Raw genomic sequence first — 24,876 nt, forward strand, 5'->3', positions numbered from 1 at the left:
GGTGATATGAAAAGCCTTAAAAAACAAAGACGTATCCAGGTGATTGCAGTGGCGGTGGTGGCGTTGATCGCCGCCACGGCACTGATCGGCTATGCCTTGCAGGACGGCATCAACTATTTCCGCTCGCCCAGCCAGGTGATGGAGGAACCGCCCGTGGCAAGCGAAGTTTTTCGCATTGGCGGTCTGGTTGAAGAGGGATCACTGGTGCGCGGCGATGGTGAAACTGTCCGCTTCAGCGTGACAGATGGAGGCGCTACCGTACCCGTGACATTCACGGGTGTTCTGCCGGATTTGTTTGAGGAAAACCAGGGCATGGTCGGCACGGGCCGTTACATCAACGGTGTCTTTGAAGCGACTGAAATCCTTGCCAAACACGACGAGACCTATATGCCGAAAGAGGTCGTGGACGCGTTGAAGGAACAAGGTGTCTATCAAGCGCCGGACAGTTAAGACCGCGCGGTGCCCTGACGGGTGATTAACCATTCTGGCCTTCCCTTTGCCGACCAAACGGGGAGGGACGGATGCAAACGGTCAGAGAAATTGCAAAACAGATCGTCGCCCGCGAAGGCGGCTTTGTGAATGACCCCGATGATCCCGGCGGCGCGACCAAATTTGGCGTCACGATCCACACCATGCGCCGCCTTGGCGTGGACCTGACAGGCGATGGCAGGGTGACCGCTGCAGACGTCCGGCGGCTGAGCCGCGCGCAGGCAACGGACATCTTCATTGAGCACTATTTCAAACGACCGCGCATTGGTGATTTGCCCGAGGCGCTACAAGCGAGCGTCTTTGACATGTACGTCAATGCGGGCGCCAATGCGGTGAAAATCCTGCAACGACTGCTTTGCGATATGGGGTTTGTGGTGGCGGTGGACGGGGCGCTTGGACCGCAGAGCGTTGCCGCCGCTGCACAAGCGATGTCAGCCGCGCCGGATCATCTGGTGGACGCATACGGCATTGCACGGCGCAACTATTATTTCCGCCTTGCGGACCGGCGACCTGCCAGCCGCAAATATGCCCGAACAATTGCTGGCGGGAAAGGCGGCTGGATCAAACGGGCTGAAGAATTCATTGATCCCAAATACCATCTCAGCGATGCAGAATTTGCACAAAGGACCGCGGCATGGGGATGATCGAACGCATCTTCGGGTTTATTTTTGGCAGCAACCGCAATGTCTTACGCGACACGGTAGAAGTGTTCCGCGAAAACGCGGAGGCGGGCGCAGGGCGCAGTGCCGAGATCCAGAAACAAGCGATGAGCCAGCTGGGCGCAGAGTTTGCCGTACCGCGTTTGGGCCGGTTTGATCGATTCATGGACGGCTTGAACCGCTTGCCGCGTCCGGCGCTGGCGCTTGGCACCCTGGGATTGTTCATCTCGGCGATGGTGCACCCGCTGTGGTTCGCCGAACGGATGCAAGGCATTGCACTGGTGCCAGAGCCACTTTGGTGGCTGCTAGGGGTCATCGTATCGTTTTATTTCGGGGCGCGTCATCAGGTCAAAGCGCAAGATTTTCAACGCGACATCGCGGCCAGCATGATCCGCGTGCCGCAGATGATCGAGAATGTGCAAGCTATTGAAAAGTTGAGATTTGATGATGGGCAGGCCGCCCAAACCGGCACCGATGCCGCGCTGGAAAACGCCAGTCTGGCGCCGCAGGAGAACCCCGCACTTATTGCTTGGCAGGCGACGCGGCGCTGACTGCGACGCTTTGCGCTCAAACGTGATGTAAAAGGCCATGGCAAGGGGGCACCCTGCGCCCTATAACCATGGTATGACAACAGAACTTGGACATTTCGCCCTGATCCTCGCCTTTGCTGTGGCGATTGTTCAGATGATCGTGCCGCTGATCGGGGCGCACAAACGCTGGCCGGGTTGGATGGCCATCGCCGAACCTGCCGCCGGGGCGCAATTCGTGCTGACGGCGCTGTCTTTTGGCGCTTTGACATGGGCCTTTGTTGTCTCTGATTTCTCGCTCAACGTGGTGGTCGCCAACAGCCATTCGGCCAAGCCGATGCTCTATAAAATCAGCGGCACATGGGGCAACCACGAAGGGTCGATGCTGCTTTGGGTGCTGATTGTGACCTTGTTTGGCGCGATGGCGGCATGGTTTGGCGGTGGTTTGCCGCCCACCCTGCGGGCGCGGGTTCTGGCCGTGCAATCGGCCATCGCGGTGGCGTTCTTTGCCTTTATCATCTTTACCTCCAACCCGTTTCTGCGCCTTGAGGTGCCGCCCTTTGACGGGCAGGATCTGAACCCGCTGTTGCAAGATCCCGGTCTCGCGTTTCACCCGCCGTTTCTTTACCTCGGCTATGTCGGGCTGAGCATGGCGTTCAGCTTTGCCGTGGCGGCCTTGATCGAAGGGCGCGTGGATGCTGCCTGGGGGCGATGGGTGCGGCCATGGACCTTGGCGGCATGGATCTTCCTGACCATCGGGATCGCATTGGGATCATGGTGGGCCTATTATGAGCTGGGCTGGGGCGGCTTCTGGTTTTGGGATCCTGTTGAAAACGCCAGCTTTATGCCATGGCTCTTGGCGGCGGCGCTGCTGCATTCGGCGATCGTGGTGGAAAAACGCGAGAGCCTGAAAAGCTGGACCATCCTGTTGGCCATTCTGGCCTTTGGCTTCTCTCTGATTGGCACGTTTATCGTGCGCTCCGGCCTGCTGACCTCCGTCCATGCTTTTGCGAATGATCCCGAACGCGGGGTGTTCATCCTCGCAATCATGGCGTTCTTTATGGGCGGGGCACTGGTGCTGTTTACCCTGCGGGCGGGCGCGATGGAGGCCAAGGGCGTCTTTGGTCTGGTCAGCCGCGAATCCGCGCTGGTGGTGAACAACCTGTTGTTGGCGGTTGCCTGCTTTGTGGTCTTTGTCGGGACAATGTGGCCCCTGTTGGCCGAGATGTTCTTTGACCGCAAGCTCAGCGTCGGCCCGCCGTTTTTCAATGCGGCTTTCACACCCTTCATGGTGGCGCTTGGGCTGATCCTGCCGGTGGGCAGTGTTTTGCCATGGAAACGGGCGCGGATATCCCGTGCAATGTGGCCGCTGCGCTATGTTTTTGTGTTGGCTTTGGCCGTCGCGGGGCTGGCCTTCGTGATGCAGACCGGGCGCAGCATGTTGGGGCCCATGGGTCTTTTCCTTGGCGCTTGGCTGGTGTCTGGCACTGTGGTGGAGTTGATGCAACGGACCGGGCGAGGGGCGAACCGGCTGGGTCGTTTGTGGCGTCTGCCGCGTGCCGACTGGGGCAAGGCGGTGGCTCATGGCGGGCTGGGCGTGACGATGGCGGGCATCGCCGGTCTGACGGCGTGGACCGTGGATGATATTCGCGTGGCGCAGATCGACACGCCGTTTGATGTGGGCAGCTACACGCTGACGCTGACGGATGTGCAGGAATTGCGCGGGCCGAACTACCTTTCGACAACCGGTTTTGTGACACTGGCCAAAGACGGTTCAGAGATCGCGAAAATGACACCGGAGAAACGGTTTTACCCGGTTGCGCAGATGCCCACGACCGAAGCCGCGATTGATTACAATCTGTTGCGCGATGTCTATGTGGTGATCGGGGATCAGCAGGACAACGGCGGCTGGACCGTGCGGACCTATATCAAACCCATGACCAACTGGATCTGGATCGGCTGTGCCCTCATGGCGCTTGGCGGATTGCTGAGCCTGTCTGACAGGCGGTTCCGTGTGGCGGCTGGCGCCCGCAAGTTCAGCGCGGTGCCTGCCGAATGAAACGCATCGCCCTGATCCTGATGTTGCTGGCCAGCCCTTTGGCCGCGGTCCAACCTGATGAGGTGCTGGACGATCCCGCACTTGAGGCGCGGGCGCGTGAGCTGTCCAAAGGGCTGCGCTGTTTGGTGTGCCGCAACGAGAGCATTGACGAAAGCAATGCAAGCCTTGCGCGGGATTTGCGGATCTTGCTGCGTGATCGGCTTGTGGCGGGGGATACGGACGCGCAGGCGGTCGCATTTATCGTGGACCGTTATGGCGAATATGTTCTGCTCAAGCCGGACAACACAGGGGCCAATTGGCTGCTTTGGGGGGCGGGGCCGCTCATGCTGCTTTTTGCAGGTGGGGCCGGTATGATCTATCTGCGCGGCCGGTCCAAAGCTGTGGCCTCCGCCGACACCCCGCTGAACGCGGAAGAACAAGCGCGGCTGGATGATATTTTGAAGGGCTGACGCGCGGTTTCGCTGGTCCCTCCCGCTGGCTTTGATAACCTGCGTCAAATGCCGGTAAGCAAGGACTGACGATATGGACTATCAAACGATCACCTATGACGTTTCGGACAACGTGGCACTGATCACGATGAACCGGCCAGACAAGATGAACGCGCTCACCACGCAGATGCGGGCCGAGATTGCCCATGCGGTCACGCAAGGCGGCAAGGATGCGCGGGTGGTTGTTATCACAGGTGCGGGCCGGGCGTTTTGTTCCGGACAGGATCTGGGGGATCGGGCGTCCGGCGCTTCGGTCGATCTCGAACGCACCCTTCGGGATGAATATGCTCCGATGTTGCGGGCGATTGTGAATTGCCCCGTGCCGACCATTGCTGCCGTAAACGGGGCTGCGGCCGGGGCGGGGGCGAACCTCGCGCTGGCTGCGGATGTGGTTTTTGCAACGGAATCGGCCTATTTCCTTCAGGCGTTTACACGGATCGGCCTGATCCCTGACGCGGGTGGCACCTATACGCTGCCGCGCCAGATGGGCATGGCCAAAGCGATGGGAGCGGCGCTGTTTGCAGACAAGATCTCGGCCCGTCAGGCCGATGATTGGGGCATGATCTGGGAGGCTGTGCCGGATGCGGACTTTGACGCGCACTGGCGCGGCAAGGCGGCACAACTGGGCGCAGGGCCAACAGCGGCCTATCAGGCGGCCAAAGAGGTGATCCGCGCCAGCTGGGACAACACATTGGAAGAACAGCTGACGCTTGAGGCGCAACAACAGGGCGTTTGCGGCAAATCGCGTGACTTCAAAGAGGGCGTGTTGGCCTTTACCGAAAAACGCGCGGCCAAGTTCGAGGGCCGCTGATCCTGTCCATGTTCGGATGGGGTGGATGCTTGGGCCGGTCTACAGGCTCCGCTCCACCAACAGCACTTCATCCACACGGGGCGCAGGGCCGGTGGCCCGCGCCACAACGGCAACGGCCACACCATCGGCAAGCACGGTATGCACGGTGCCGGAAATCTCTTTGATGGTAATCTCGGGCGGCGGATTGCCCTTGTCATAGACCACGGCAATCTGGTCATGGTTTTCTTGCGTATTTGGCACCAGTACCCCTTGCGGGCAGGGTTCTGTTGCGGCGGCAACGGGCATCATATTGGCCGCGCTGTCCCAGCACAGGTGGCGATGCGTCATTTTCTTGCTCATCGCATGTTCCTTTGTGCGTTCTGCGCCTTGGCACAGATCGCTGCTGTGACCCAAAGACGGCCCGCCTGGACCGCGATACCTGTTAACACCAGCAAGGCGCAGCATGTCGCCAGAATTTCCATCATTAGATCGCACCCTGATTTACGTTGCTCTGACGATAGGGGGGCGGGGCGCGTCCGGTCAAGTTTGAGCAGGGCATTGTCACAGCGCCAGAAACAATGCCACATCCGCGCCTCATTTAGCGCCAAAGCAAGACAAAGTGTCAAAATTGGGCGGGTGGATTGGCGGCAAAACCCTGATGAATCGGTTGATCTGGTCAACGAATCAAAGGGCATTTGACCTTTAGGGGTTCTTAAGGGCGGGATCTGCAGCTTAGGGGCGAGTAGACATCAGCCTTGGCTGTGGTTCATTGTTTCTGATCTGGAAACAGGCTGTTGAACGAAAAACGCCCCGGAAACACCGGGGCGTTTGTCAGTTTGGATCTGGATCCGGAACTTAGCGGTTTTCGATATCCACATAGTCGCGGCTGGTCTCGCCGAGATAAAGCTGGCGTGGACGGCCGATCTTGTTCTGTGGATCGCCGATCATCTCTTTCCACTGGGAAATCCAGCCCACGGTCCGTGACAAGGCAAAGATCGGGGTGAACATCGATGTGGGGAAGCCCATGGCCTCCAGGATGATGCCGGAATAGAAATCGACGTTCGGGAACAGTTTCTTTTCCGCGAAATACGGATCTTCCAGCGCCTGACGCTCAAGCTCCTTGGCGACCTGAAGCACCGGATTGTTTTCAACACCCAGCAGTTCGAGCACTTCGTCCGCGCTTTCTTTCATCACGGTCGCCCGTGGATCAAAGTTTTTGTAAACGCGGTGGCCAAAGCCCATCAGACGGAATGGATCGTTCTTGTCCTTGGCGCGGGCGATGAATTCAGGAATGCGATCAGGCGTGCCGATTTCCTTGAGCATTTCCAGACAGGCCTGGTTGGCGCCGCCATGTGCCGGACCCCAAAGACAGGCAATGCCCGCCGCGATACAGGCAAAGGGGTTGGCGCCAGAGGACGATGCCAAACGCACGGTCGAAGTCGATGCGTTCTGCTCGTGGTCGGCGTGCAGGGTAAAGATACGGTCCATCGCGCGGCTCAGGATCGGGTTTACCTCATAGTCCTGTGCAGGAACGGCAAAACACATGCGCAGGAAGTTGGACGCATAGTCAAGATCGTTGCGCGGATACTCAAATGGCTGACCGATGGTGTATTTATAGGCCATCGCGGCAATGGTTGGCATCTTGGCGATCATGCGGATCGAGGCGACCTCACGCTGCCATGGATCAGAAATGTCCGTGCTGTCGTGATAAAATGCCGACATCGCGCCCACCACACCCACCATGATGGCCATTGGATGCGCATCGCGGCGGAAGCCACGGAACAGATACATCATCTGTTCATGCAGCATGGTGTGGTTGGTCACGCGGGATTCGAAATCTTCCAGCTCTGCGGGGGAGGGCAGCTCACCATAGAGCAGCAGGTAGCACACTTCGAGATAATGCGATTTGCCTGCCAGTTGATCAATCGGATAGCCGCGGTGTAGCAGCACGCCTTCCTCGCCATCAATAAAGGTGATGGTGCTGTCGCAAGACGCAGTCGAGGTAAAGCCGGGGTCATAGGTGAAGACATCCGCCTGAGCATACAGCTTGCGAATATCGAGCACATCAGGACCAGCCGTTGGCGAAAAGATGGGCAAATCGTAGCTTTTGCCATCAATTGTCAGCGTTGCGGATTTCTTTGTTTCAGTCATATGGTCCCTTCCCGAATGTTTTTGCGGTACAGGTGACCGCCGTCTTGGCCAGCCCCCGAAAAGGCTGCCTTGTCTGTTATCCCCTCCCGCCTTGAGAAACGGTTAACCAGTTCTCAGGCAGAGGCCTCTGTCAATCGGGCCAGGGTTTCGTCACGTCCCAACACAAGCATCATGTCAAAGACAGATGGTGTGACGGCCCGCCCAGCAAGGGCCGCGCGGAGCGGCCCTGCCAACTTGCCAAACTTGGTGTCTTTCGCGGCGGCAAAGCCGTTCAGAACCTCTTCCAGCGTTTCTCTGTCCCAGCTAGCATTTTGCAGATGCGGCGTCAATTCCGCCAGTATACCACGGGATACCGTATCGAGGTTTTTTGCAGCCTTCTCATCCGGTTCAATGGGGCGGGACGTGAGGGCAAAGTGTGCCTTTTCAACGAGTTCCGGCAATGTCTTGGCCCGCTCCTTGAGACAATAAAGCGCAGCCTCAAAAGCGGATGACTGGGCGTCAGAAAAGGCCGGTTCGCCTGCTGCTTGCAAATAAGCCTCGGTTTCACGCCGCAATGCAGCATCATCCGTCACCGCAATATGCTGACCGCAGATGTTCTCAAGCTTCTTGAGATCGAACTGCGCGGGGCTTTTGCGGATACCGCTCAGATCAAACCATTCCTGTGCCTGCGCATCGGTAAAAAACTCGTCATCCCCATGGCTCCAGCCCAAACGGGCCAGATAATTGCGCATGCCAGCGGCAGGATAGCCCATGGCCTGATATTCCTGCGCGCCCAATGCGCCGTGACGTTTCGACAGTTTCTTGCCATCCGGCCCGTGAATCAGCGGGATATGCGCCCAGACCGGCACGTCCCAGCCCATCGCATCATAGATCATCATCTGCCGGGCGGCATTGTTGAGGTGGTCGTCGCCCCGCACGACATGTGTCACGCCCATATCATGATCATCCACCACCACGGCCAGCATATAGACCGGTGTACCGTCAGAGCGTAACAGAACCATGTCGTCCAGCTGATCGTTTCGGATGGTGACATCGCCCTGCACCTGATCGCGGATCACGGTTTCGCCGGTTTGCGGCGCTTTGATGCGCACCACATAAGGCGCATCGGGGTGGGTTCCGGGGGCGGCATCGCGCCAAGGTGAATGGTAAAGAGTGCTGCGCCCTTCGGCGCGGGCGGCCTCGCGGAAGGCGGTGATCTCGTCTTGGGTGGCAAAGCATTTGTAGGCCTTGCCTTGTGCCAGCAGATCCAGCGCAACTTCGGCGTGGCGCGGGGCGTTGTCAAACTGACTGACAATTTCACCATCATGATCAAGGCCAAGCCAGGCCATGCCCTGCAAGATGGCCTCTGTTGCTTCGGGGGTAGAACGCGCCCTGTCCGTATCCTCGATCCGCAAAAGGAATTTGCCGCCCCGACCACGGGCATAAAGCCAGTTGAACAGGGCGGTGCGTGCCCCGCCAATGTGCAAAAAGCCGGTGGGCGATGGGGCAAAACGGGTCACAACAGATGCGGACATGACAGTGTCTTTCTTAACTGGATAAGGCGGCGCGGCGGCTGGGGCTGCTGGTGTTTACCATTTGCTAACCATCCGCGCCGTAGATTTCCCGTCTGTCTATCCAGTGCGGGGAACGGGGGCAAGCATGGGGCGGGCCGCGGCGCTGTCCATTTGGGTAAAATCGGCGTTGAGCCAGTTGATGCTGGCGCAACGCGGGATGATGCTGGGCTGGGTGCCGGTTTGTCTCGCCATTGGCATCGGGTGCTATTTCAGCCTGCGTTTTGAGCCTGCCTTGGTGCTTTACCCTGTCTTGGTGGGGGTGGCCGTGGCCTTGGCGGTGCTGGCGGTGTTCCTGTCCGAGGCGGCGGCACCACTGGCCATCGCAGGGGCGCTGATTGTGACCGGGTTCACCGTTGCCGGACTGCGGGCACATAGCTTAACCAATCCGGTTCTGGGCTGGCGGTATTACGGCGCGGTTGAAGGCCGGATCATCGCTATGGACCGCAGTCAATCGGATGCCCTGCGCCTGACGCTGGACCGTGTGCAGTTGGAACGCGTACCGCCGGAGCGGACCCCCGCGCGGGTGCGGATCTCCTTGCACAGCAAAACCCAGGGTATCACCCCCGAACCGGGACTGCGGGTGATGACCACGGCGCATTTGTCGCCGCCCTCCGGCCCGGTGGAGCCGGACGGCTTTGATTTTCAGCGCCATGCCTGGTTTGCCCAACTCGGTGCTGTTGGCTATACCCGTGTGCCGCTGATGGGGGCAGCGTGGCCCGAGCACGGCACGCTGGATCTGATGTTGTTTCGCACGCGTATGGCCATCTCGGCCCATATTCGAAACATCTTGCCCGGCGAGATCGGCGGTTTTGCTGCGGCGTTGACCACGGGAGACCGCAGCGCCATCCCCCGCAGTACGTTGGAGGATTTGCGGGCCAGCAATCTCGCGCATTTGTTGGCAATCTCGGGCCTACACATGGGATTGCTTGCAGCGGTGGTTCTTGGTGCCCTGCGCGTTCTGCTGAGTGCGATCCCCTATACCGCGCTTTATTGGCCAACCAAAAAAATTGCCGCGGTTTGTGCGCTGGTTGCTGCGGCGGGGTATCTGGCGTTGTCGGGCGGCAATGTCGCAACCGAACGGGCGTTTATCATGGTAGGGACGGCGCTTGGGGCGTTGTTGATCGGGCGGCGGGCGATTTCGCTGCGGGCGGTGGCGGTGGCTGCAACGATTGTTTTGCTGCTGCGGCCAGAGGCACTGACCGGGCCGGGCTTTCAGATGTCCTTTGCCGCGACCGTGGCCCTGGTTGCAGTCTTCGGCTGGCTGCGTGATGCGCCGCTGCCGCAGATGCCGCGCTGGGGCAGGGTGGTTCTGGCCACGGTTCTGTCCTCGGCAGTGGCAGGATTTGCCACAGCGCCAATAGCGGCGGCACATTTCAATACCATCGCCCATTATGGATTGGTGGCCAATCTTCTGTCGGTTCCGTTGATGGGGGTTCTGGTGATCCCAGCGGCTGTTTTGGCGCTGGTATTATGGCCCTTCGGGCTGGAGGCATTGGGCCTTTGGCCAATGGGATGGGGGTTGTCATGGATCCTTTGGGTGGCGCATCAGGTGGCAACGCTGGATGGCGCGCGGGGCTATGTTGTGGCGCCGGGGCCATCCGTGCTGCCGGTTCTGGCGTCGGGGTTTTTGGTGCTGGTGCTCTGGCAGGGTCGCTTGCGCTGGGGCGGGCCGGTGATGATGGCGGCGGCGCTGCTGCTTTGGCGGGGGGCGGAGCGGCCAGATGTGTTGATTGCCGAACAGGGCACCTTGGTCGGGGTGATGGGGCCGGAGGCCCGCGCGTTGAGCAAGGCCAAAGGCGCAGGGTTCGTTGCACAGATCTGGCTGGAGAACGATGGCGATGGGGCAAGGCAGGATCAGGCCGCCGCCCGGTGGAAAAACGGCCCAGTGCAGCATCTGTCTGGCAAGCGGGCGCTGGCCAGCTTCAAGGGATGTTCGGCGCAGCAGATTGTCGTGGTGTCCGTGGATGCACCCGGGATCGCGGGTGCGGACTGCCTGATTTTCGATCCTGCAGCATTGCGGAAAACCGGTGCATTGGCCCTGCGCAAGGGCGCGCGGGACTGGCAAATCACAACCGCGCGCGCCCGCACAGGCGAACGGCTTTGGACCAATTGGCCCAAAGCGCCGCGCGATCCTCAATAGGTGCGGATCAGACCGACCAGCCGCCCCTGCACCTTGACCATGTCAGAGGGCAATACCCGCGTTTCATAAGCGGGGTTGGCAGCCTCAAGCGCGATGGAACTGCCGGAGCGTTTGAAACGTTTGAGCGTCGCTTCGCTGTCTTCGACAAGGGCCACGACGATGTCACCATCATCGGCTACATTGGTTTCGCGGATCACCACCACATCGCCATCGTTGATGCCGGCCTCGATCATCGAATCGCCTTTGACCTCAAGGGCATAGTGCTGTCCGTTGCCCGACAGCATACCGCCCGGCACAGCCACGGAATGGGTCATCTGGTTGATCGCCTCAATCGGCACACCTGCCGCGATGCGGCCCATAACGGGCAGATCGACGGCCTGCGCCGTGTGCGTTTGCAGGGCTGTCGCTGGCGGCGGGCCATCGGGCCGATCGCCATCAATGACCTTGGGTGTGAACCCGGCATTCGGCGTGCCGCCAAGGCTTTCTGGAAGTTTGACAACCTCGATCGCACGGGCGCGATGTGCCAGACGGCGGATGAATCCGCGCTCTTCAAGGGCTGTGATCAGCCGGTGAATGCCCGATTTCGACCGCAGATCCAACGCCAGCTTCATCTCATCAAAGCTGGGCGGCACGCCATCGCGCTGCACCCGTTTGTGAATAAAGGCCAGAAGATCGAGTTGCTTTTTCGTCAACATGGGCGGTCCCTTCGAACATCGGTTTTGTTTTGTTCTAGTGATGTTCCCGTTTTGTGTCAACAATTCTTCGAAAATTGGTTTGTTCGCGACGGTTCTGGCAACAGGCCTTGCTTATATCGCGATGTATTCTGCGCGATCGCCCGCTTTGCGGGGGGGCTCGTCCACGGGGCGTACCATCAAGGCATCTGCTGTGGCCAGTACCGACAGAAGAGAGCTGTCTTGCCTGTCATCCGGGAAAAGTACGCCATCGCGCAAATGGGCGCGCATGTAATGGGCGCGAGGGCCGTTTTGCGGCAGGTCGACGCCCAGCGGCGCCTCCTGCATCGGCAGGGGATCGGACTCAAGCCCTAACATCTTACGCAGGAGCGGCACCCCAAAGATCGTACCGCAGACCATCGCAGACACCGGATTGCCCGGCAGGCCCAGCATAACCGCATTGCCCAAGGTGCCCGCCATCAGCGGTTTGCCGGGGCGCATGGCCACTTTGTAAAAGCTTTGCTGCATTCCGATCTCGGCAGCAACTGGCGCAACCAGATCGTGATCACCAACAGAAGCGCCACCGATGGTCACAATCAGATCCGCACCCTTGGCCAGCGTAAAGGCCTGCTTGAGAGAGGCCGCATTGTCGCGGGCCACGGGCAGCATTCGAACCTGAGCGCCTTTGCTTTCGAACATGGCTGCCAGGCCATAACTGTTTGAGGCAACAATCTGATCTTCGGCCGGTGTCTCGCCCGGTTGCACCAATTCATCCCCCGTGGCGAGGATCGCAACGACGGGTTTGCGGGCGACCGGCACGCGGGCAATGTTCATGGCCGCCAGCAAGGCAATATCGGCAGGGCGCAACAGCAGGGGGGCAGAGACCTTTTGCCCCTTGGCAAAATCACCACCAGCCGGACGTATGTTGTCTTTGGTTCCGACCTTGTGACCCAATGTGATCAGATCACCGCGACGCGTTGTATCCTCTTGAATAACAACAAAATCTGCGCCTTCGGGGATGGGGGCACCGGTAAAGATACGCACCGCTTGTCCGGCTTTGAGCGTGCCCTTGAACCGATGGCCCGCCGCCGCCTCGCCAATGACCTTGAACATCGCGTCGGGTTCAACCTCGGCGCGGCGCAGCGCATAGCCATCCATGGAGGACGCGGCAAAAGGCGGCTGTGTTCGGGCCGCGACCACGTCACGGGCCAATACCCGTCCGGCGGCCTGGCGCAGTGGCACGTCTTCGACATCAAGAGGTGAGGCCAGATCCAAAAGTTGTTGCAGCGCCTCGGCGACAGGGATCATTCGGATGCCTCGTAACGCCCTGATTTCCCGCCGTCTTTCAGCATGACCCGAATACCGCCGATCTCCATGGATTTATCGACCGCTTTGGACATGTCATAAACCGTGAGCGCGGCCGTGGAGGCGGCGGTGAGCGCCTCCATTTCAACGCCGGTTTGGCCGGTTGTCTTGACAGTGGCGGTGATGCGGATGCCGGGCAGGCTATCATCCGGCTCCAGATCGACGCTGACCTTGGTGATCGGCAAAGGATGGCACAGCGGGATCAGATCGGCGGTGCGTTTCGCCGCCATGATACCGGCCAGTCGTGCGACACCGAGAACGTCGCCTTTCTTGGCACGGCCTTCGGTAATGATTTCAAAGGTCTCGCGCTGCATCTTGATATGACCCTCGGCCACGGCGATGCGTGATGTGATGTCCTTGTCCGAGACGTCCACCATATGGGCGTCGCCCTTGGCGTCAAAATGCGTGAGGGCCATCACATGCCTCCGGCGGTCAGGGGATCGGCAAGCAGATCACGGGTGGCGATCTCAACATCTTCTTGCCGCATCAGGCTTTCGCCGATCAGGAACACCCGGGCGCCAAAGCGGGCCATATCGGCCAGATCTTCGGGTGTGTTCAAGCCCGATTCCGAGACCATCATCCGGTCCCCCGGCACCTGTTTGGACAGGGTGCGGGTCACATCAAGAGAGGTCTCGAAAGTCTTGAGATTGCGATTGTTTATGCCGATCATGCGGCTTTTGAGACGGGAGGCGCGCTCCAGTTCTTCGGCGTCATGCACTTCGATCAGTGCATCCATGCCCCATTGGGCCGCGGCATCCTCCAATTCGGCGGCTTGGGCATCAGACACGGAAGCCATGATGATCAGGATACAATCTGCCCCCAGCGCCCGCGCTTCGGCAACCTGATAGGTGTCATACATGAAATCCTTTCGCAGCGCGGGCAGATCGCAGGCTGCGCGGGCCTCGACCAGATAGTCCTTGGCGCCTTGAAAACTGGGCGTGTCGGTCAGAACCGACAAACAGGTTGCGCCGCCTGCGGCATAGGCCTGCGCCAATGCGGCCGGGTCGAAGTCGGCGCGGATCAAGCCTTTGGACGGGCTGGCTTTCTTGATTTCAGCGATCAGGCCATAGCCTTGCAGGGATGCCTCAAAGAGTGCCTCTGAAAAGGGGCGCACGGGGCTGGCGGCCTGCGCTTCGGCTTCAACTTCGCTGAGGGGTTTTGCGGCCTTGTCGGCGGCAACTTCTTCCAGCTTGTAGGCTTTGATCTTGTCGAGAATGGTATCGGTCATGGCAGCTTTCTCATGGGTTGGCCCAGTTTATGACCCCCATGCCGCGGGCCTGCAACCATGCATTGCTGCGGCTGAAGGGGCGTGCGCCAAAAAATCCACGATATACAGACAGGGGTGAGGGATGGGCCGTTTCGATCTTGAGATTCTGATGGGGGTCGATGTGGCGCCCGATCTTCTGCGCCGGTCCGCCCCAAAGCAGATACACGCGGGGGCGATCGGCGAGTTTGGCCAAGACCTCTTGGACCAGCACTGACCATCCCAGCTTGGCGTGCGCCTTGGCCGCGCCCTGCGGCACGGTGAGCGCGGTGTTCAGCAGCAGAACGCCCTGATCGGCCCAGTCTTGCAAGTCCGTTCTGGTGCGAACCTGACCAAGATCGGTCTCTATCTCTTTGAAAATATTGCCAAGGCTGTCGAGCCTCCCGCCAAAGTCTTGGGGGATGGAGAAAGCCAGACCATCGGCCTTGCCCGGTGTGTGGTAGGGATCCTGGCCAAGGATCACGACGCGGGTGTCTTCTGGCTGGCAGCGTTCCAAGGCGTTAAAGACCGCCTTGGCTGGCGGAAAGACGGGGCGCTCTTCGGCGGCAAGGGCGGCTTCGATCCTTGGCAATGTTGTCTCAAAAAAGGGCAGGTCCGACCACGCCCCGAGATTACTGACATCAAGGGGGGTCATTTTTCCTGCGACAGGGCCGCGCATTTGGTCAGGCGGTCGCGGGCGGCACCGGAATCGATACTGGTGCGTGCCATTTCTGCCCCGGTTTTCAGATCCGTTGCGGCATCCGCCACCACCAGCGCCGCGGCGGAGTTCAGCAGCACCGCATCGCGGTAGGCTGATTGTTCACCGTCCAGCAATGCGTTGAAATCACGGGCATTCTCCTCTGGCGTGCCGCCGACGATGGCCTCGAAAGGATGCACGGGCAGGCCGGCCTCTTCGGGATGTATTTCAAAGTCTGTCACCGCACCATCCGCCAAGGCAGAGACCCAGCTGACCCCGGTGATGGTCAACTCATCCGTGCCGTCCGATCCATGTACCAACCATGCTTTTTCAGAGCCCAAGGCTTGCAGGGTTTCCGCCATCGGGCGGATCAGATCGCGGCGATAGGCGCCGGTCAACTGGCGTTTGACACTGGCGGGGTTGGTGAGTGGGCCGAGAATGTTAAAGATCGTGCGTGTGCCCAATTCGGACCGAGTTGGCATCACATGGGCAATCGCCGGGTGGTGCATCGGTGCCATCATAAAGCCGATGCCAGCGCCCGCGAGTTCGCGTTCCACCACCTTGGGGCCGACCATCACGTTGATACCCATCTGGGTCAGCGCGTCAGCCGCGCCGGACTTGGAGCTGAGGTTGCGGTTGCCGTGTTTTGCCACCGTCACACCCGCGCCCGCCACGACGAAGGCGGTCGCGGTGGAAATGTTCAGCGTGCCTTTACCATCGCCGCCGGTCCCGACGATGTCCATCGCGCCCTCTGGCGCTGCCACCGCGTGGCATTTGGCCCGCATGACACTTGCAGCGGCGGCATATTCATCCACTGTTTCGCCCCGCGTGCGCAGCGCCATCAGAAAGCCGCCGATCTGGCTTGGCGTGGCCTCGCCGTCAAACAGGATTTCGAAGGCTTCGCCAGCCTGTGCGCGTGTCAGGGGGCCGTTGGCGGCGGCATCAATCAGCGGTTTAAGCGCGTCACTCATGCGGGCACCTTCATTTCATTCAGGAAGTTCTGGAGCATGGCATGCCCGTGTTCGGAACGGATCGATTCAGGATGGAATTGCACGCCGTGCAGGGGCAGGTTGCGGTGTTGCAGGCCCATGATTGTGCCGTCTTCCAATTCTGCGGTGATTTCAAGCGTGTCTGGCAGGCTGTCCCGATCCACCACCAGCGAATGATATCGCGTCGCGGAAAAGGGGCTGGGCAGACCTGCAAACATGCCTTTGTTTTTGTGATGCATTTGGCCAAGTTTGCCGTGCACGATGTCTTTGGCCCGCACCACCTTGCCGCCAAAGGCCTGGCCCAGTGTCTGATGGCCAAGACAGACACCCAGCAAAGGCAATTTCGCCTCTGCCGCCGCGCGTGTCAGGTCAAGGCAGATGCCCGCCTGATCGGGGTCACATGGACCGGGAGACAGCAAGATCCCCGCAGGGTTCATGGCCATGGCTTTGTCCACGGTGATCTGGTCATTGCGCACCACATGCACATCCGCGCCCAAAGCGCCGAGATAATGCACAAGATTATAGGTGAAACTGTCGTAGTTATCGATAAGCAGCAACAATGGACAACTCTTTGTATTGGGGCCGGGCATTAGGGCTAGAGTAACGCTGCCGAGACAGAGTATACACGGTGCCATACATGTTCAGGCTTGTCCGCTGGCGTCAAGAGCGGGGCAGCCAGATGAGGACAGAGACCGCACAGCATGCGGTCGTTTGAGCAGGAGAGTGCGCGATGGCACGGGGATTTCTAAGCGGTGTGCTTTGGGGCGGCGTATTGAGCGTCGGCGTGGCCGGTGTGGCCTCGGTGATGATGCCATTGCCGCAATCACCTGTGGTGGATGATATGGCCCCCGGTGCGGTGGATGCCCCCGTGGCCGATCCTGCAGCGCCAGACACACAGCCTAGCACCGACAGTGCCCCGGCATCGGTCGGCACCGCGCCGCAAGCCACGGCACCTGCCCCCGACAGCGAGGCGGCTTTAGGCGCAGAGGAACAGTCTTCCGCAGGGCGCCCCGAAACCGGATCGGCGGATGGCTTGCAAGCCCCGGCAGGCACCGATGATACGGGCAGTGTGGCGATCGCGCCCGATGCGCCTGTACTGCCCAATCCGCAGGCCCTGGCCCCGATGGCGCCGCCCGAAACCGATGATGTGGCGATCAACACTGATCCCGGCCTGCCGCAACAACCTGTCACCCAAAGCGACGATCCTGCTCTGTCCAGGGCACCTGAAGCCGAAGAGCCGGTGCAAGCGCCCGTGCAAATTGGCGAGGCGCCTGCGGATTCGGTAAAACCTGATTTGGCGGGCAACACCGAGGCGGATCAAGCACCCGAAACACCGCAGACCGCCAGCCAGCCCGAAGCGCCAGCACCTGCGTTGGAACCTGCGCAGCCGCAGACCGCAGAAAACGAAACGAATGATGAAAACACTGGCCGCCCCAGCATCGGCAAGCCTGCGATCTCTTTGACAGACCGGGACAGCGGCGTAACGATCAATCGCGGACCGGCCACTGATGCGCTGGTAGATGCGGGAACCACTCCGGCTGCGCCAGAGGTCGTGGCTGAGGTCGGACCCGCGCTTGAGATCAACGCCGAGCCTTTTGAAAACCCCGAAGGCAAACCCTTGATGGCGATCGTCCTGATTGACGACGGCAATGCGCCTGTCACCGGGGCGGCGGGCATAGCCGCGCTGCGCAGTTTTCCCTATCCGCTCAGCTTTGCGGTCAATGCAAACGCCCCTGACGCGGCCGAGCGGATCGCGCTTTACCGGTCCGAAGGGTTGGAGGTGTTGATCGAGGTGGATTTGCCCGAGGCGGCAACCGCCGTTGACGCCGAGACCCTGCTTGCCACGGCGTTGGCTGGTTTGCCGGGCGCTGTGGCTGTGCTGGAAGGTACCGACACGGGTGTGCAAGGCTCCAAAGAACTGTCCGATCAGGTCACTGCGATCCTTGGCCAGACAGGACATGGGCTTGTGACACAGGACAAGGGTTTGAACACAATGCCAAAACTGGCCCGCAAGGCTGGTGTGGCTGCCGATCCGATCTTCCGCGATTTTGACAGCAAGGGCCAGACCGCCACCGTGATCCGGCGTTTTCTGGATCAGGCGGCGTTTCGCGCCGGCCAAGACGGCGGTGTGATCATGCTGGGCCGGTTGCGGGCGGATACAATCTCGGCGCTCTTGTTATGGGGGCTGCAGGACCGCGCGGGCAAAGTGGCGTTGGCGCCCATTTCCGCTGTGCTGAGCCGCGAACAATAAACGCGGCTTATGAGCCTGTCTTGCGGGCGGTGATCACAAACTGACTGAGCGAGAAAAAGAAATGTCCCCTGCGGGCCAGATCCTCTTGTTCGGCGAACCAATCGTCTGCCTCATCCTGTGAAACATGTCCGTTTTCAACGGCATAGCGGGTCATAAGGTGCATCATCATGCGGGCCAGCCCGTCCGGCCTGAGGCAATGATCGGCGGTGGTGAAGGGGTGAACCGCTTCGACGCGGTGACCGGCCTCTTTCAACAGCGGCAGCATTTTGGTCGGCAGGTCAGCATGGACAAAGTGGTGGTCCCATGCGGCCCGCATCCGTGCCATACGTGGGGGATTCTCGCTGTGCCAGATGAAACTGCCGAAGTGAAGATCTCCGATCACCAACCGCCCGCCGGGCTTGAGACATCGCATCGCATCCCGCATGGCGGTGCCTAGGTCATCAACATATTCGAAAACCTGCAACGCCACGGCGCCGTCGGCCACGCCATCCTCAACCGGCAGCGCACCGGCCAGTCCGTCACGGAATGTCACATGGGGCTGCCCTGCGCATCGCGCTGCGGCGACCTTGCGCATATCCGCGCTCGGATCAATGCCCACGACCCGGCCTTCTGGCCCTGTGGCGCGGGCCAGATCCAGTGTCAGCAGACCGTTGCCGCATCCGATATCCAGGAGGGTCTCGCCGGGGTTTGGCGACAAGGCGTTGTAGGAGACCAAGCGCCGCGCCGTGAAATCGGCCCCTTGATAGGCGTTGTCCAGGATCTTGGCGGTTTCGGCGTCAAACTTCAGCATTTCGGGGCTCCGGCAGGGAAAGCTCCGACAGTTTAACAAAAAATGGCGATCTGCGCAGCGTTGCGAAAATTTTGGGTCAGTGGCCTGACGCAGCTAGATAATTTCATCCTCGTCAAACAAGGGATCACTTTCCAGCTGCTCGGCGAGATCCTCCACCGTATCGGCATTGGCGCGGGGGCTGAGCTGGGCCAGATGGAACACCGCATCGCCCTCATTCACCACCGGCAGGATCGCGCGGCCAATCAGGATGCCAGCGGAGGGTGCGACCAGATCGGCTTCCACATCGCCAAAGGGATCAGAGACCGTGGCAAGCACATCCCCTTTGGCCACGGTTTCCCCCTCGGCGCGGAAGGTGCGCAGCAGCCCGCCCGCCGGGGCGCGCAGCCATGTGGAAGAGGTGCAGATATGCGGTGCGCTCTTGGCCTTGGCGATGCCCTTCGCGGGCAACATATCGCGCCCGCGCATCACTCGCAGGATACCGGCCACACCGGCCCGCACGGCCATCTCGTCAAACCGTAACCCTTCGCCCGCCTCATACAGCAAAATGGGTGTGCCGTGTTTGGCTGCTACGGCCCGCAACGACCCATCCCGCAGGGGCGAGGTCAGCACCACGGGAGCGCCAAAATCAAGTGCCATGCCAGCGGTCACCTTGTCTGCCGGAGACACCCGCACCTGCGGCAAGTTTGTCCTGTGGATTGCTGCCGAATGCAGATCAATTCCGAAATCGCAGCGCAGAACCACCTCATTTAGAAAGATATGTGCCAGCCGGGCGCCCAGTGAGCCGGACGGGTGGCCCGGAAAACACCGGTTGAGATCGCGCCGGTCGGGCAAATAACGTGAGCGGGACAAAAACCCGTAGGAGTTGACCACCGGAACCACCAAGAGCGTGCCGCGCAGGGATTTGAGCTGCGGTGCGCGCAACAGGCGGCGCACGATTTCAACGCCGATCACCTCATCGCCATGCACAGCCGCACTGACGCACATCGTGGGGCCGGGGCGCTTGCCGTGATGGACCTGTACAGCCAACCCGACAGGCGTGTGATCGGGCAGGATCGACACGGGCAGGGTGACAGATTGCGACGTGCCTGGGGCGATGGAGATGTTGCCAATCGAAAAGTCTTCGCGTGTCGCCATGTCGTCCGTCCTAGTTCCCAGGAGAAAAAATGAAATGCATCAAAAACGCCTCCGGATCGCCCGGCGATCCGGTTCGCGCCCGACCCCGCCCCCCCAGGGCGGGTGCGAATTTCCGACCCAAGAAAGTCCTTGCACCGTAAATGCTTGCAAAAGAGCCTTTGCAAGACTGAGAGCCGCCCTCGGGTTCGGGCGCGAACAGGTGGCCCATCAATTGGTGCGGTCGGACGGTCAAACCGATCAATTCCGCCCCTTGCCATCAAAGCGCGCCGCATCGGCAGCCGCGCGGCGAATGGCACCGGATTTGTGTACGGTTTCCATGAATTCGGCCTCTGCGTCGCTGTCATAGACCACGCCGCCGCCTGCTTGGATATACAGCTTTTCGTCCTTGATCACCGCGGTGCGCAGGGCGATGCACATGTCCATATCACCACCCGCGCTGAAGTATCCGACACCGCCGCCGTAGACGCCGCGTTTTTCCGGCTCCAGCTCATCAATGATCTCCATCGCGCGGACTTTGGGTGCGCCGGACACCGTGCCGGCTGGCATTCCGGCAAAGAAAGCATCAAGCGCATCACAGCCTTCTTTCAGCTCTCCCACCACGTTCGAAACGATGTGCATCACATGGCTGTAACGCTCAACGATGAACTCTTCGGTGGGGCGCACGGTGCCGATCTTGGCCACCCGGCCCACGTCATTGCGGCCCAGATCCAGCAGCATCAGATGTTCTGCCAGTTCCTTTTCGTCGGCCAGCAATTCGGCCTCCAATGCGCGATCTTCTTCTGGGGTTTCACCGCGTTTGCGTGTGCCTGCGATGGGGCGGATCGTCACCTCGTTGCCGAAGACCCGCACAAGGATCTCGGGCGAGGCGCCAACCACATGGAAGCCGCCGAAGTTGAAGTAGAACATGAACGGCGACGGATTGGTGCGCCGCAAGGACCGATAAAGGGCAAATGGCGGCTGGGTAAACCCCTGGGCCCAGCGTTGACTTGGCACCACCTGGAAAATATCGCCCGCAACGATGTATTCGCGGGCTTTTTCAACAGCGGCCTTGTACCCCTCACGGGTGAAGTTGGACACAGGCGCAGCATCTTCGCCCGCATCGCCCAGATCGCGGGAGGCGCCGGGCATGTCGCGTTCCAGATCGCGCACCGCATCCATCACCCGTTCGGCGGCTTGGGCATAAGCGGCGCGGGCCGATTGTCCGTCTGAAGCCCAGGCGGGAGAGACAATGGTGACCTCACCTTTGACCCCGTCGAGCACCGCAATAACAGAGGGGCGCAGCATCAGCGCATCGGGCAGGCCCAGCGGATCGGGGTTCACATTCGGCAGGTGTTCCACCAACCGGATGGTGTCATAGCCAAGATAGCCAAACAGGCCCGCCGCCGCTTGCGGCAAATCTTCGGGCAGGTCGATCTTGGATTCCGCAATCACGCTGCGCAGCACATCCAAAGGGTCGCCCGGCACATCTTCAAAGGCCTCCGCATCATAGCGGGCGGCGCGGTTGATCGCGGAGGTTTCGCCCCGGCAGCGCCAGATCAGATCGGGCTTCATGCCGATGATCGAATAGCGGCCGCGCACTTCGCCGCCGGTGACGGATTCCAGCACAAAGGCATTTTCTGCCGCGCCCGTCAGCTTGAGCATCAAGGATACAGGCGTGTCCAGATCCGCGGCCAGACGGGTATAGACGATCTGATTTTGTCCGGCGGAATAGGCCTTGGCAAAGTCATCAAATTCCGGGGTCAGTGCCATGTATTCAGTGCCTTAGGGAAAGTTGACGTGAACGGCCTGCAAGGCGCGTTGGTCGATTTGCGGGCCTGCACGGCTGACGACCTCGTCGGCAAAGATCCCGTAAAGATCCTGCGCGAGGGTCTGGTTCAACTGCTCGCTGATCTGGGCAACAAGCGCGTTGGAGCGGTCGTCATCTTGCGATCCCGCGTTGATATCGTCGAGCCGTAGAATGGTCACCGTGTCCTTACCGGGCAGGACCGCGACATCGCCGATGTTCATGGCGAAAACCTCGTCCATGAAACCGGCAGGTGCCCCTTCGATAAAGGCGTTACGGTTCTGGTCGGTCTCGACAGTTGCATCCAGACCGGCGGCTTCAAAGGAGGCCGCGCCGCCCAATGTGGCGATCTGCGTTGTGGCCTGCGCCGTCAGGAGATTGACCGTTTGCTGGGCTTGCCAGCTTTCCAGTACGGCATCACGGGCGCTGTCAAACGGCTCAGGTCGAGCGTCCAGCGCGGTGTCGAGACGCATGGCGTAGATGCCGCCATCCTCAAGCTGTTCGATCTTGGGGAAATCGCCCTCGTCAAGTGCCGCTGCGGATTGACGGAACTCGCCGTAGGCGGCGATACCCTCGGAGCTGTCCTCGGTCCAATCAATGGTGCCAAGGCTCATTTCGGTCTCTGCTGCCAGTTGTTCGAGCGTTGCACCGCCCGCCAGTTGGTCATCAAGATCCTGTGCGCGGGCCTCTACCGCACGCACAGCGCGGGTCAGGGCCAATTCCTGACGCAGGGCCGGCATGGCCTCTTCAAAGCTGGTGTTCTGTGCGGGCAGAACCGCGTTTACGCGGAACAGGGCCGGGCCGAGATCGCTGGGCAGGGGGCCAACCACCGCACCCACTTCGGCGGCAAAGACAGCCTCTCCGGCGGCATCAAGCTCAAGGCGGCTGACATCGCCGAGATCCACATCGGAGAGCTGAAGCCCGCGTTCCTCGACCAAGGCGTTGAACGTGGTGCCGCTGACCTCAAGCATGGCGGCAGCGCTGTCGGCGGCATCATTGTCCGAGAACACCAAACGTTCGACCAAGCGTCGCTCGGGCTGATTGTATTCATCGGCGCGGGCGTCATATTCGGCGCGCAGTTCCTCTTCGGGGACGACAACCTCGTCGATCAGCGCATCAGGCGACAGTGTGACATAGGTAATCTGTTTGCTGGCGGGCAGCATGAACAGATCAACATTCTCATCATAATAGGTTTTCAGAACGTCATCTGCCGGAGTTTGCAACGGCGCGGCCAGATCATCGCGATCCAGTTGCGACCAGGTAAAGCTGCGGGTCTCGGTCAGATAGCTGACAAGGGTCTTGGCATAGGTGTCGGGCATCTGCACACCGCCGACAATCGCGCCCTGAAGCAAGGTGCGGGCCGCCTCTTCGCGCAGGGAGGTTTCAAACTCTGCCTCGCTGATGCCGCCCTGTTGCAAGGCAAATCGATAGCCTTCGCGGTCAAATTCGCCGTTTACGCCCTGAAACGCGGGGATCTGCAGGATCTCGTCGCGCAGGGTTTCATCGCCGACAGAGAGGCCAAGCTGTTCTGTCTCGTGGTCCTGGGCGCGATTGCGCACCACACGTTGCAGCACGGCGCGGTCCAGACCCATTTCCTGAGCGCGGGCAAAGGGCAGGGCCTGTCCGGTTTGCTGTTCCAATGCGCGGATTTCGTTCTGGATCTGGCGGGCATAGGCATCCACGGGGATCGCCTTGTCACCGACAGTGCCGATTGAGCGGATATTGCCGCTGAGGTTCACCGCGCCAAAGCCGCCAAGGCCTAACATCAGCAGACCCATCAGGATCCAGATTGCAGTTTTCGAAAGGCTAGAACCTTTGGCCATGTCAGCGCACCTGTAAATTTGTTTGTCGATTGTCTATGCCCTGCGTGGCAGGGGGGCAAGAGCCGGTTACGCCTGTGGCACCGCGGCCAGCCTGTCAAACAGCACAGCAATCCCGTCCGCGTCCAGATTTGCAAAGGCGATCCGCAGTTGGCTGGCACCGCTTGGGTCACTTTCAGGACAGAACATGGTGCCCGGCAGGGTCAGGATACCCGCATCGCGCACCAGACGCGGGGCCAGAACGGCGGAGCTTTCTGCAAAGGGATGCTGCATATAGGCAAAATAGCCGCCCAGACCCAGCAGTTTCCAGCCCAGCGGTTCCAGCTTGGGCATGTTTGCGGTGATCGCGGCGCGGCGGGCGAGGATTTCGTCGCGCTCTCCGGCCAGCCATTGTTTGAGGTTCTGCATCCCCCAAAGCGCGGCATGTTGGCCCAGTTGCGCCGGACAGATTGCCACGGTGTCAAGAAACTTTTCCACCTCGGCCAGACGTGCCGCGCTTGAGATCATCGCGCCAACGCGGTGGCCGGTCAGGCGGTAGGCCTTGGAGAAGGAATAAAGGTGGATCAGCGTGTCCTGCCAATCGGGATCCTGGAACAAGGCATGGGGCGGGCCGCTGCGGCTGTCGAAATCGCGGTAGGTTTCATCAAGGATCAGGGCGATGCCCTTGTCGCGGGCCAGATCAAAGAAGCCCTGCACCAGTTCGGCGGGGTATTCGACGCCGCCGGGGTTGTTGGGCGTGACCAGCGCAATAGCACGGGTGCGCGGGGTGATCAGGGCAGCCGCCGCTTGCGGATCAGGCAGCAGATCCGCGCCGGTGGCCAGTGGCACGGAGGTGACGCCGGACATGTCCAGCCACATTTTGTGGTTGAAATACCAAGGGGTTGGCAAGATGACCTCATCCCCCTCGCTGCACAGCATCGCAATGGCGGCGGCGAAGGCCTGATTGCAGCCGGAGGTGATGCAGACCTGTTCGGCATGCACGGTGCCGGCGTAATGCGCAGCGGTTTGTGCGGCCAGTTCGGCCCGCAACTCCGGCAGGCCCAGCACAGGCCCGTAGAGATGCGCCTCGTCATTGGTCAGGGCAACATCGGCCATCGCCTGGCGCAAGGGCGCGGGGGGTGGATCAACCGGCGCGGCCTGGCTGACGTTGATCAGCGGGCGATCTGCGGGAAAATTCACGCCCGTGAGCCAGCGGCGGGCCTCCATCACGGGGGGCGGGAAGGTGGCGGCGGTGCGTGTCAGGGTCATGTGCGGCTCATGGGTGAGAGTGCGGGAGA

Annotated in this window: 24 protein-coding genes; 8 read left to right on the forward strand and 16 right to left on the reverse strand. The window is 60.6% G+C overall.

Annotated features, from left to right (window positions below; genetic code table 11):
* Positions 1-6: 6 nt before the first annotated feature.
* The 6 genes from ccmE to K3754_RS08360 all read left to right on the forward strand — a co-directional run bounded on the left by ccmE (position 7) and on the right by K3754_RS08360 (position 5,033).
* Complete coding sequence (gene ccmE, locus K3754_RS08335) at positions 7-450, forward strand: cytochrome c maturation protein CcmE (RefSeq protein ID WP_203211471.1); 444 nt, start codon at positions 7-9, stop codon at positions 448-450.
* 71 nt (positions 451-521) lie between these two features.
* Positions 522-1,133: a holin-associated N-acetylmuramidase gene (locus K3754_RS08340; RefSeq protein WP_203211470.1), complete on the forward strand. Its 612-nt coding sequence runs from the start codon at positions 522-524 to the stop codon at positions 1,131-1,133.
* Complete coding sequence (locus K3754_RS08345) at positions 1,124-1,699, forward strand: holin family protein (protein ID WP_259942789.1); 576 nt, start codon at positions 1,124-1,126, stop codon at positions 1,697-1,699. The genes K3754_RS08340 and K3754_RS08345 overlap by 10 nt, the downstream gene beginning before the upstream one ends.
* Before the next feature lie 73 nt (positions 1,700-1,772).
* Positions 1,773-3,734: a heme lyase CcmF/NrfE family subunit gene (locus K3754_RS08350; RefSeq protein WP_203211468.1), complete on the forward strand. Its 1,962-nt coding sequence runs from the start codon at positions 1,773-1,775 to the stop codon at positions 3,732-3,734.
* Complete coding sequence (locus K3754_RS08355; RefSeq protein ID WP_203211467.1) at positions 3,731-4,183, forward strand: cytochrome c-type biogenesis protein; 453 nt, start codon at positions 3,731-3,733, stop codon at positions 4,181-4,183. Before K3754_RS08350 ends, K3754_RS08355 begins: the two co-directional genes overlap by 4 nt.
* 73 nt (positions 4,184-4,256) lie before the next feature.
* Positions 4,257-5,033 carry an enoyl-CoA hydratase-related protein gene (locus K3754_RS08360; protein WP_259942793.1) on the forward strand — a complete coding sequence of 259 codons (777 nt, stop codon included), beginning with the start codon at positions 4,257-4,259 and terminating at the stop codon, positions 5,031-5,033.
* A 39-nt stretch (positions 5,034-5,072) separates the two neighbouring features.
* Here K3754_RS08360 and K3754_RS08365 read toward each other — a convergent pair whose 3' ends face one another.
* From K3754_RS08365 to gltX, 4 genes are all read right to left on the reverse strand, one after another.
* Positions 5,073-5,372 carry a hypothetical protein gene (locus tag K3754_RS08365; protein WP_203211465.1) on the reverse strand — a complete coding sequence of 100 codons (300 nt, stop codon included), beginning with the start codon at positions 5,370-5,372 and terminating at the stop codon, positions 5,073-5,075.
* Positions 5,369-5,497, reverse strand: a complete 129-nt coding sequence (locus K3754_RS08370; protein ID WP_259942795.1) for a hypothetical protein — start codon at positions 5,495-5,497, stop codon at positions 5,369-5,371. The genes K3754_RS08365 and K3754_RS08370 overlap by 4 nt, the downstream gene beginning before the upstream one ends.
* A 370-nt stretch (positions 5,498-5,867) precedes the next feature.
* Positions 5,868-7,163: a citrate synthase gene (gltA, locus tag K3754_RS08375; protein WP_203211463.1), complete on the reverse strand. Its 1,296-nt coding sequence runs from the start codon at positions 7,161-7,163 to the stop codon at positions 5,868-5,870.
* 113 nt (positions 7,164-7,276) lie between these two features.
* A complete protein-coding gene (gene gltX / locus K3754_RS08380; RefSeq protein WP_259942799.1) occupies positions 7,277-8,677 on the reverse strand; it encodes a glutamate--tRNA ligase in 1,401 nt (466 codons plus the stop codon).
* Between the two features lie 124 nt (positions 8,678-8,801).
* Here gltX and K3754_RS08385 point away from each other — a divergent pair, with 124 nt between their 5' ends.
* Positions 8,802-10,856, forward strand: a complete 2,055-nt coding sequence (locus K3754_RS08385; protein ID WP_259942801.1) for a ComEC/Rec2 family competence protein — start codon at positions 8,802-8,804, stop codon at positions 10,854-10,856.
* Here the strand turns inward: K3754_RS08385 and lexA are convergent.
* The 7 genes from lexA to K3754_RS08420 form a co-directional block, all read right to left on the reverse strand.
* Entirely contained in the window at positions 10,850-11,551 is a 702-nt protein-coding gene (gene lexA / locus K3754_RS08390; protein WP_203211460.1) for a transcriptional repressor LexA, read from the reverse strand. The two genes, K3754_RS08385 and lexA, sit on opposite strands and share 7 nt — an antisense overlap.
* A gap of 111 nt (positions 11,552-11,662) precedes the next feature.
* Positions 11,663-12,835 (reverse strand): gephyrin-like molybdotransferase Glp, encoded by a 1,173-nt coding sequence (gene glp, locus K3754_RS08395; protein ID WP_259942805.1) that lies wholly within the window; start codon positions 12,833-12,835, stop codon positions 11,663-11,665.
* A complete protein-coding gene (gene moaC, locus K3754_RS08400) occupies positions 12,832-13,308 on the reverse strand; it encodes a cyclic pyranopterin monophosphate synthase MoaC (RefSeq protein ID WP_259942807.1) in 477 nt (158 codons plus the stop codon). Before moaC ends, glp begins: the two co-directional genes overlap by 4 nt.
* A complete protein-coding gene (gene trpC / locus K3754_RS08405; protein ID WP_259942809.1) occupies positions 13,308-14,120 on the reverse strand; it encodes an indole-3-glycerol phosphate synthase TrpC in 813 nt (270 codons plus the stop codon). The genes moaC and trpC overlap by 1 nt, the downstream gene beginning before the upstream one ends.
* A 10-nt stretch (positions 14,121-14,130) precedes the next feature.
* Entirely contained in the window at positions 14,131-14,790 is a 660-nt protein-coding gene (locus K3754_RS08410; RefSeq protein ID WP_259942811.1) for a uracil-DNA glycosylase, read from the reverse strand.
* Positions 14,787-15,803 carry an anthranilate phosphoribosyltransferase gene (gene trpD, locus K3754_RS08415; RefSeq protein WP_259942812.1) on the reverse strand — a complete coding sequence of 339 codons (1,017 nt, stop codon included), beginning with the start codon at positions 15,801-15,803 and terminating at the stop codon, positions 14,787-14,789. Before trpD ends, K3754_RS08410 begins: the two co-directional genes overlap by 4 nt.
* Positions 15,800-16,381 carry an aminodeoxychorismate/anthranilate synthase component II gene (locus K3754_RS08420; RefSeq protein WP_259942814.1) on the reverse strand — a complete coding sequence of 194 codons (582 nt, stop codon included), beginning with the start codon at positions 16,379-16,381 and terminating at the stop codon, positions 15,800-15,802. The genes trpD and K3754_RS08420 overlap by 4 nt, the downstream gene beginning before the upstream one ends.
* A 170-nt stretch (positions 16,382-16,551) precedes the next feature.
* On the opposite strand from K3754_RS08420, the gene K3754_RS08425 reads away from it, so the two are divergent.
* Entirely contained in the window at positions 16,552-18,072 is a 1,521-nt protein-coding gene (locus K3754_RS08425; protein ID WP_259942816.1) for a divergent polysaccharide deacetylase family protein, read from the forward strand.
* A gap of 7 nt (positions 18,073-18,079) precedes the next feature.
* Here K3754_RS08425 and K3754_RS08430 read toward each other — a convergent pair whose 3' ends face one another.
* The 5 genes from K3754_RS08430 to K3754_RS08450 form a co-directional block, all read right to left on the reverse strand.
* Positions 18,080-18,862 (reverse strand): methyltransferase domain-containing protein, encoded by a 783-nt coding sequence (locus tag K3754_RS08430; RefSeq protein WP_259942818.1) that lies wholly within the window; start codon positions 18,860-18,862, stop codon positions 18,080-18,082.
* Between the two features lie 93 nt (positions 18,863-18,955).
* Positions 18,956-19,996 (reverse strand): succinylglutamate desuccinylase/aspartoacylase family protein, encoded by a 1,041-nt coding sequence (locus tag K3754_RS08435; protein WP_259942820.1) that lies wholly within the window; start codon positions 19,994-19,996, stop codon positions 18,956-18,958.
* Between the two features lie 237 nt (positions 19,997-20,233).
* Positions 20,234-21,745: an anthranilate synthase component I gene (gene trpE / locus K3754_RS08440; RefSeq protein WP_259942823.1), complete on the reverse strand. Its 1,512-nt coding sequence runs from the start codon at positions 21,743-21,745 to the stop codon at positions 20,234-20,236.
* Between the two features lie 12 nt (positions 21,746-21,757).
* Positions 21,758-23,602: a peptidyl-prolyl cis-trans isomerase gene (locus K3754_RS08445; protein ID WP_259942825.1), complete on the reverse strand. Its 1,845-nt coding sequence runs from the start codon at positions 23,600-23,602 to the stop codon at positions 21,758-21,760.
* A gap of 66 nt (positions 23,603-23,668) precedes the next feature.
* Positions 23,669-24,847, reverse strand: a complete 1,179-nt coding sequence (locus K3754_RS08450) for an aminotransferase (protein ID WP_259942827.1) — start codon at positions 24,845-24,847, stop codon at positions 23,669-23,671.
* Positions 24,848-24,876: the final 29 nt, after the last annotated feature.

Source organism: Sulfitobacter sp. M368 (assembly GCF_025141875.1).
GTDB classification, from domain to species: domain Bacteria; phylum Pseudomonadota; class Alphaproteobacteria; order Rhodobacterales; family Rhodobacteraceae; genus Sulfitobacter; species Sulfitobacter mediterraneus_A.

Coding starts and splice junctions, on each gene's coding strand:
- ccmE (WP_203211471.1), top strand. CDS start 7: ATGAAAAGCCTTAAAAAACAAAGACGTATCCAGGTGATTGCAGTGGCG.
- K3754_RS08340 (WP_203211470.1), top strand. CDS start 522: ATGCAAACGGTCAGAGAAATTGCAAAACAGATCGTCGCCCGCGAAGGC.
- K3754_RS08345 (WP_259942789.1), top strand. CDS start 1,124: ATGGGGATGATCGAACGCATCTTCGGGTTTATTTTTGGCAGCAACCGC.
- K3754_RS08350 (WP_203211468.1), top strand. CDS start 1,773: ATGACAACAGAACTTGGACATTTCGCCCTGATCCTCGCCTTTGCTGTG.
- K3754_RS08355 (WP_203211467.1), top strand. CDS start 3,731: ATGAAACGCATCGCCCTGATCCTGATGTTGCTGGCCAGCCCTTTGGCC.
- K3754_RS08360 (WP_259942793.1), top strand. CDS start 4,257: ATGGACTATCAAACGATCACCTATGACGTTTCGGACAACGTGGCACTG.
- K3754_RS08365 (WP_203211465.1), bottom strand. CDS start 5,372: ATGAGCAAGAAAATGACGCATCGCCACCTGTGCTGGGACAGCGCGGCC.
- K3754_RS08370 (WP_259942795.1), bottom strand. CDS start 5,497: ATGATGGAAATTCTGGCGACATGCTGCGCCTTGCTGGTGTTAACAGGT.
- gltA (WP_203211463.1), bottom strand. CDS start 7,163: ATGACTGAAACAAAGAAATCCGCAACGCTGACAATTGATGGCAAAAGC.
- gltX (WP_259942799.1), bottom strand. CDS start 8,677: ATGTCCGCATCTGTTGTGACCCGTTTTGCCCCATCGCCCACCGGCTTT.
- K3754_RS08385 (WP_259942801.1), top strand. CDS start 8,802: ATGGGGCGGGCCGCGGCGCTGTCCATTTGGGTAAAATCGGCGTTGAGC.
- lexA (WP_203211460.1), bottom strand. CDS start 11,551: ATGTTGACGAAAAAGCAACTCGATCTTCTGGCCTTTATTCACAAACGG.
- glp (WP_259942805.1), bottom strand. CDS start 12,835: ATGATCCCTGTCGCCGAGGCGCTGCAACAACTTTTGGATCTGGCCTCA.
- moaC (WP_259942807.1), bottom strand. CDS start 13,308: ATGGCCCTCACGCATTTTGACGCCAAGGGCGACGCCCATATGGTGGAC.
- trpC (WP_259942809.1), bottom strand. CDS start 14,120: ATGACCGATACCATTCTCGACAAGATCAAAGCCTACAAGCTGGAAGAA.
- K3754_RS08410 (WP_259942811.1), bottom strand. CDS start 14,790: ATGACCCCCCTTGATGTCAGTAATCTCGGGGCGTGGTCGGACCTGCCC.
- trpD (WP_259942812.1), bottom strand. CDS start 15,803: ATGAGTGACGCGCTTAAACCGCTGATTGATGCCGCCGCCAACGGCCCC.
- K3754_RS08425 (WP_259942816.1), top strand. CDS start 16,552: ATGGCACGGGGATTTCTAAGCGGTGTGCTTTGGGGCGGCGTATTGAGC.
- K3754_RS08430 (WP_259942818.1), bottom strand. CDS start 18,862: ATGCTGAAGTTTGACGCCGAAACCGCCAAGATCCTGGACAACGCCTAT.
- K3754_RS08435 (WP_259942820.1), bottom strand. CDS start 19,996: ATGGCGACACGCGAAGACTTTTCGATTGGCAACATCTCCATCGCCCCA.
- trpE (WP_259942823.1), bottom strand. CDS start 21,745: ATGGCACTGACCCCGGAATTTGATGACTTTGCCAAGGCCTATTCCGCC.
- K3754_RS08445 (WP_259942825.1), bottom strand. CDS start 23,602: ATGGCCAAAGGTTCTAGCCTTTCGAAAACTGCAATCTGGATCCTGATG.
- K3754_RS08450 (WP_259942827.1), bottom strand. CDS start 24,847: ATGACCCTGACACGCACCGCCGCCACCTTCCCGCCCCCCGTGATGGAG.